This is a genomic window from Phenylobacterium sp., assembly GCF_028290885.1.
Taxonomy (GTDB): domain Bacteria; phylum Pseudomonadota; class Alphaproteobacteria; order Caulobacterales; family Caulobacteraceae; genus Phenylobacterium.
In genome coordinates, this window is the sequence record NZ_JAQGIZ010000081.1 from 1 (window position 1) to 6459 (window position 6459).

At 67.0% G+C, this 6459-nt stretch carries 7 protein-coding genes; 4 read left to right on the plus strand and 3 right to left on the minus strand.

Features of this window, described 5'->3' with window-relative positions; all coding sequences use genetic code 11:
* Nucleotides 1-770 (plus strand): TonB-dependent receptor (locus JWP28_RS06030; RefSeq protein WP_299541085.1); only part of this gene is annotated, 770 nt, incomplete at its 5' end.
* A gap of 14 nt (nt 771-784) precedes the next feature.
* Here the strand turns inward: JWP28_RS06030 and JWP28_RS06035 are convergent.
* Nucleotides 785-2263 carry an FAD-dependent monooxygenase gene (locus tag JWP28_RS06035; RefSeq protein ID WP_299541087.1) on the minus strand — a complete coding sequence of 493 codons (1479 nt, stop codon included), beginning with the start codon at nt 2261-2263 and terminating at the stop codon, nt 785-787.
* 189 nt (nt 2264-2452) lie between these two features.
* On the opposite strand from JWP28_RS06035, the gene JWP28_RS06040 reads away from it, so the two are divergent.
* Both JWP28_RS06040 and JWP28_RS06045 read left to right on the plus strand, forming a co-directional pair.
* Entirely contained in the window at nt 2453-2638 is a 186-nt protein-coding gene (locus JWP28_RS06040; protein WP_299541089.1) for a hypothetical protein, read from the plus strand.
* Nucleotides 2639-2684: 46 nt separating this feature from the next.
* The gene (locus tag JWP28_RS06045) at nt 2685-4100 is read left to right on the plus strand and encodes an aldehyde dehydrogenase family protein (RefSeq protein ID WP_299541091.1); all 1416 of its coding nucleotides are present in this window, start codon (nt 2685-2687) and stop codon (nt 4098-4100) included.
* A gap of 17 nt (nt 4101-4117) precedes the next feature.
* On the opposite strand, the gene JWP28_RS06050 is transcribed toward JWP28_RS06045, so the two are convergent.
* Nucleotides 4118-4717 (minus strand): amidohydrolase family protein, encoded by a 600-nt coding sequence (locus JWP28_RS06050; protein ID WP_299541097.1) that lies wholly within the window; start codon nt 4715-4717, stop codon nt 4118-4120.
* Between the two features lie 184 nt (nt 4718-4901).
* Between JWP28_RS06050 and JWP28_RS06055 the strand changes: the two genes are divergently transcribed.
* The gene (locus JWP28_RS06055; protein WP_299541093.1) at nt 4902-6116 is read left to right on the plus strand and encodes an aminotransferase class V-fold PLP-dependent enzyme; all 1215 of its coding nucleotides are present in this window, start codon (nt 4902-4904) and stop codon (nt 6114-6116) included.
* 86 nt (nt 6117-6202) lie between these two features.
* On the opposite strand, the gene JWP28_RS06060 is transcribed toward JWP28_RS06055, so the two are convergent.
* Nucleotides 6203-6459: fumarylacetoacetate hydrolase family protein (locus tag JWP28_RS06060; protein ID WP_299541095.1), on the minus strand; the 257-nt coding region annotated here is incomplete at its 5' end.

Consider the following 6459-nt stretch of genomic DNA (forward strand, 5'->3'; position numbering starts at 1 on the left):
AGCAGGCCGACCTGACCGACAACCCGTCGGATTCGGGAAACCAGGTCCTACCGTTTCAGACCGAATTTGCGCTGAGTTACGAGGCCGGCGTGAAGTCGTCGCTGTTTGATCGGCGCGTCACCCTGAACGCGGCGGTGTTCTTCATAGACTACGCCAATCGCCTCTTCGAGGTCGGCAAGGTCGACGCCGCCACCGGCGGCCTTTTCACCTACGTCGCCAACGTGGGTTCGTCCAACAACTACGGGTTTGAAGTGGAAGCCAAGGCGCGCCCGACGCCGGAGCTGACCTTGTCGGGAGGCGTGGGCGTCACCCGGGCGACCTTCGGGTCCGTCTTTCTTGAGGACGGGACCGGCGCCATTGTGAACCCCAAGGGCAACCAAGGCCCGGCGACGCCGGAGTACCAGGCGACGCTCGCCGTTGATTGGCGCCACCCTCTGAGCGGCGACTTGGTGCTGAACGCCCGGGTAGACTCTCGATTTGTCGGCCGCTCGTTCTGGTCTGCGGCAGGCTGCCTGCGGGACCCGCAGGACCCTGCATCCCCGTGTCCGTTCAACGGCTTCCGCTCCGAGCAAAGGCCCTACCAAGTCGTCAACCTCGGCGCGACGCTCGATATCGGCACGCGCTTCACCATCGGCGCGCACGTGTCGAATGTCTTCGATGTGAAGTACAATACGTTCTACGCGGACCAGGCGGTGACAGGCGCGCCGTACAACATCGCCGGACTCAATCTACCGCGCGAATGGCTGGTCAGCCTGGCGGCACGCTTCTAGCGCCCCGCGCCGGGTCATGCCTGCAGTGCGGCCGACAGGTAGTCGGACACCGTCGTGGGCGCAGGGCTCTCGTCGATCAGCCCGATGTAGTTGTCGGGCCTGACCAGCACGATCGACGGGCCGCTGATCCCATAGGTGAGCGCCGCCTGCCCGTCCGTGGGCAGGCGGACGACCTCCATCTGCGGACCCTCGCTTGACGCCGGAGCGTCCACTGCGCCGAACGTCAGCAGCGTGAAATGCGGACCGCGGAACGCCTCGAAGAGCCGCCGGCGCCGACCTTCATGATCGACGTAGATCGCGTCTGGCGCGCGGTCGCCGGCGACGAGGGCGCGATCCGGCCGCCCGCTATGCAATGACAGCACCGAAGACCGATAGCTGATGTCGAGCTGCTGAGTTTGCCGTCCGCGCGGCTGCGAGCCCACGCCCCCCTGCTGACGTGCGATGGCGCTGCTGATGTCCAACACCGCCTCGGCGATCGGACGGCGCTCGGACTCATAGGTGGCCAGAAGGGCGTCGGAGGCCACGCCCTGCAAAACCAGGGCAAGCTTCCAGCCGAGATTGTAAGCGTCCTGGACGCTGGTGTTGAGGCCCTGGGCGCCGGTCGGCGGATGTACGTGGGCGGCGTCGCCGGCGATGAACACGCGGCCCCGCTGGTAGGCTTCCGCCAGGCGCAGGCTGGGCGTGAAGATCGAAAGCCAACTGGGATCACGGAGCCCGAGATCCGTGCGTCCGGTACGGCTCTCGAAGAGGCTGGCGACGGCAGGCTCCGAGAGTTCCGGCTCCTCGCCCGGCGCAAGCGTGATCATCAACTGGAATGTCTCCACGTGCGGCAGAGGACACAGGCCGACGTTCCCGGCAGCCGAGGGCCACATCCACCAGGCGTCCCGGGAAAGGCCTTCGATTGTGACGTCGCCAAACAGCATTCGTGGCTGGTCCATCGTTTCGCCGGGGAAGGCCAGGTCCAGCGCGGCCCTCACCGAGCTGCGGCCGCCGTCGGTCCCCACCAGGTAGCGCGAGCGCACGCTCCGGAGGGCGCCGGCGACGTCGAGCTCGGCAGTGACTGCGGCCTCGTCCTGGACGAAGGCGCCAAGCGCGGTTCCGTATTCCACGTGGCCCCCGAGTTCGCCCAGTCGTTCACGCAGCACCGCATCGGTGCGCCACTGCGGCGACATCATCATGTTCGGATAGGGGATGTCCTCAGTGGCCTCGACCTGTTCGTTGAACGGACGCTCGCCGAGGACGTTCTCGCCCTCCATCAGCCGCAGCGGCGGGTAGGGACCGCTGACCGCTTGGAAGGCCTCCAGCACGCCGAGGTCCTCGAAGATCTCCTGCGTCCTCGGCTGCACCCCCTTGCCCCGCGAGGCCCTGAGCGGCTCGCCCCGCTGCTCGACCAGACGAAACGCGACGCCTCGGCGCGCCAGCTCGCAGGCCAGCACCAGGCCGGCTGGTCCCGCGCCGACGATCAGCACGTCTGTGTCGAAGCCATTGGACAATGCCCGAACTCCCAAGCGGCAGCGCGCGAGCCACCCTGATCGGATCGCGACGCCTGAATTTGCGATCAAGGCGCGCGACGGCGCGCCGCCCTCGCCGAATGCGCCCATCGAAACTGACCGGTCGGACTCTAAATATATAGACCGCATCGGTCTATTTAAATGAAGCGGCGCCCAGCATCGGGGACTCAGGTGGTCGAGAAGGTCGGAGCGGACGTGGTCAAGGTCGCGCGCGGGGAGCGCGTGGCGATCACCTTAAAAAGCCGCTTGCCCTTCGACCGATTGATCACGACCTTTCCATTCGACCAGATCAACCAGGCCATTCAGGTTCAGCATCGCGGCGAATGCGTGAAGGTGGTCATACTGATGGATGGCTGAACCTTGCGTAAGCGCCCAGCCGATGGACTGAAGAGGAACCGCCGTCGTGAACTTCCAAGCCGACTATTCAATGACCATCGACGGGCAGGCGGCGAGCCCGCAAGCGACGATCGACGTCGTCAATCCGGCGACCGGCCAGGTCTTCGCCGCGGCGCCCGACTGCTCCCGCGATCAGCTCGACGCCGCCGTGGCGGCCGCCCGCAAGGCGTTCAAGACCTGGCGAGCCATGCCGATCGAAGATCGCCAGGCGCTGGTGCGCAAGGCCGGCGACCTGTTGATCGCCCACGCCGAGGACCTCGGTCGATTGTTCACCAAGGAACAGGGACGTCCGGTCGAGGCGGCCAAGCAGGAGATCCTGGGCGCCGGGGCCTGGCTGAAGGCCGTATCGCAGATGTCGCCGCCGGTGCATGTCTCCGAGGATTCCGACACCCAGTACATCGAGACGCGCTATGCGCCGCTGGGCGTGGTCTGCGCCATCGCGCCGTGGAACTTCCCGGTCACCCTGGCCATGTGGAAGGTTGCTCCGGCGCTGGTGGCGGGCAACACCATGGTATTGAAGCCCTCACCCTTTACACCCCTATGCACGCTGAAGATCGGCGAGCTGTTCCGCGACGTCTTTCCGCCAGGCGTCTTCAACGTGGTCAGCGGCGGCGACGGGCTGGGTCCCTGGATGACCAGCCATCCGGGGTTCGACAAGATCTCCTTCACCGGCTCCACCGAGACCGGCAAGCGGGTGATGGAGAGCGCCGCCAAGGACCTCAAGCGGGTCACGCTGGAGCTGGGCGGCAACGACGCGGCCATCGTCATGCCGGACGTGGACCTCGACGAGGTGGCTCAGAAGATCTTCGTCGGAGCCTTCTTCAACACCGCGCAGATCTGCGTCGCCACCAAGCGGCTCTATGTCCATGAGGACATCTACGACGGCCTGCGCGATCGCCTCGCCGCCATAGCAGGGGCGGTGAAGGTCGGAGACGGCGCGGAGCAGGGAACCGTGCTCGGTCCGATCCAGAACAAGCGCCAATACGACCGGGTGATGAACCTGCTGGACGACGCCAAGGCCAATGACCTGACCCTGATCCAGGGCGGGCCGGTCCCGGAAGGCGGCTACTTCGTGCCGGTGACCATCGTCGACAATCCGCCGGAGGACTCCCGCGTCGTGCAGGAGGAAGCTTTCGGGCCGATCCTGCCCATGCTGAAGTTCGCGGACATCGACGAGGTCATCGATCGCGCCAACGACAGCGATTACGGGCTGGCAGGCGCGGTCTGGTCCAAGGACGTCGATCAGGCGATGGCCATCGCCCGCCGCATGGAGACCGGCACCGTCTGGATCAATCAGAACCTCAACCTGCGGCCCGACACGCCGTTCGCCGGCCGCAAGAACAGTGGCCTCGGCGTCGAGAACGGAATGGAGGGCCTGCTCGAGTACATGGCGCCGCAGGCCGTGTACGTCGCGAAAGGCTAGGTTGATGAGGGAGCGCCCTACGGCTCGCCCTTCAGGAACACGCCGCCCTTCATGACGATGGGCACCAGGCGGCCGTCCTCCTGGAACAGGCCGACATCGTCCAGCGGGTTGCCGTCCACCACGATCAGGTCGGCCAGGTAACCGGGGGTGACGCGGCCCAGCCGGTCGCCGGCGCGCAGGATGTCGGCGTTGACGCTGGTGGCGGACTTCAGGATCTCGAAGGGCGACAGCACCTCGCGGCGCAGCGAGAATTCCAGGCACTGGTGGCGGTCCAGCGGGCCGATCAGGTCGGTGCCGAAGCCGATACGTGCGCCGGCGCGTTTCAGGCGCTCCACCGCGCCGATGGCCACCGGCTCGATCTCGGCCAGCTTGGCGAGCGAGGCGGCGGGGAAGCCCATCTCGGCGCCGTAGCGGTGCAAGGCCTTGATCACCGCCAGGGTGGGAACCACCGCCACGTCCTTCTCCGCGGCCAGGGCGGCGGTCGCCTCGCTGATCAGGGTGCCGTGCTCGATGCAGTGGACGCCGAGCTCGATGTAGCGGCGAAGCGCGGCGTCCGGATGGACGTGGGCGGTGACGTAGACCTCGTGACGCTCGACCTCGTCGACGACGGCCCGGATTTCCTCCCCGGCATTGCGCCGGCGTCGCGGAAGGCCTCCAGGGCTTTACGGGTCATGGCGAGGTCCGTCAGGTCGGCGAAGGCCGGATGTGGCGCATAGCGGTCGGACGCAGGCGGAGGTCCTCCTCGTGACACCCACGTGATCATAGGCTTAGCTGTGGCCCGGCGGAGCAGAGATCAGGACCATGCAGGAACTCGGGGGCCGCCCCACGCGGCGCGCCATATTGGCCGCGACGGGGCTCGCGCCGGCTGGGTCCGCCTTGGCGGCCGGACGGTCTGCCGCCGCGCCGGAGTACGGCTTTGCGCCGGGCCTTATTTACCTCAACACCGCGTCGCTGGGCCCGACGCCCCGCACTATTCGCGACGCGATGGAGGTGGCCTGGACCGAGCTCGAAACGAACCCTGTGGGCATGTCTTACGGCGCCGGCGAGTTGCTGACGCAAACCGACGCGGCGCGGGCGCAGACGGCAGAGTTGCTGGGCTGCGGAGCGGACGAGCTCCTGCTAACGCGCAGCACCACCGATGCGATGAACATCCTGGCCGCGGGGACAAGGCTGTCGGAAGGTGACCGTGTGCTCACGACCGATCAGGAGCACGAAGGCGGCACGTACTGCTGGACCAACCTCAGCCGCCGCCGGGGTATCGCGCTGGATGTGATCCCGATCGCGCCCACGGACAGCAACCCCGCCGCGATTGTCGCACGCTTTGCCGCCGCACTGCGGCCGAAGACGCGGGTGATCAGCGTAAGCCATGTGATTTCGTCCACCGGACACCGCATGCCGGTGGCGGAGATCGCGGCGCTGGCGCGGTCGAGGGGCGTCGTCTGCGTCGTGGACGGAGCCCAGGCGTGGGGCCAGATCCCAGTCGACGTGAAGGCGATCGGCTGCCACGCCTACGCCACTACCGGGCACAAGTGGCTGATGGGGCCGAAGGGTTGCGGGGTGCTCTATCTCAGCGCCGACGCGCACGAGGAGATCCAGCCGGTGCAGCTGGAGGACGGCCACCGGTTCGTCTCCAACGCGACCGGCGTCGGCTGCCTGCCGCTGGCGATCGGGCTGGGGGCGGCCGCTGAGGCGATGCGGAGGCGCGGCATGGCGTCGGTGGCTGCGCACAACATAGCGCTTCGCAACCGCGCCTATGAGGGCCTCGCACGACTGCCCCGACTGAAGCTTGCCAGCGCGGCGCCGGGCGACCCGATGGGCACGGCGCTGGTCGCCGCCTACCTGCCGCAGACGGTGGACTCCGGGGCCTTTCGCCAAGCGATGCGCGATCGGCACGGTGTCGTCGTGAAGATGGCGGAGAAGCGATGGTTCAACGGCTTCCGCCTCTCACCTCATCTGTTCAATACCGAGGACGACATCGACCGGGCGCTGGCGGCGGTCCGCGCCGAACTGACCTGATCAGGCCTCGAACAGACGGTCCGGTACTAACTGATCGCCACTCGCCGGCCTGGCGCGTTAGGCGATCATCTACGTCCTTTGCGTGGCTAGAGGTCAGGCGTGGCTGGCTCCATGACCACGCCGTTCTCGATCGCGCCAAGACCATCGATCTCGACCCGCACCAGATCGCCGGGCGCGAGGAATCTTGGCGGCTTCATCGCCACGCCAACGCCGCCTGGCGTCCCTGTAAACAGGATGTCTCCTGGTTCCAGAGTCATCGCCTGCGACAGGTGGGCGATCTGCGCGGCGCAATTGAAGATCAAGTGCCGCGTGTTCGACTGCTGGCGGATCTCGCCGTTGACCA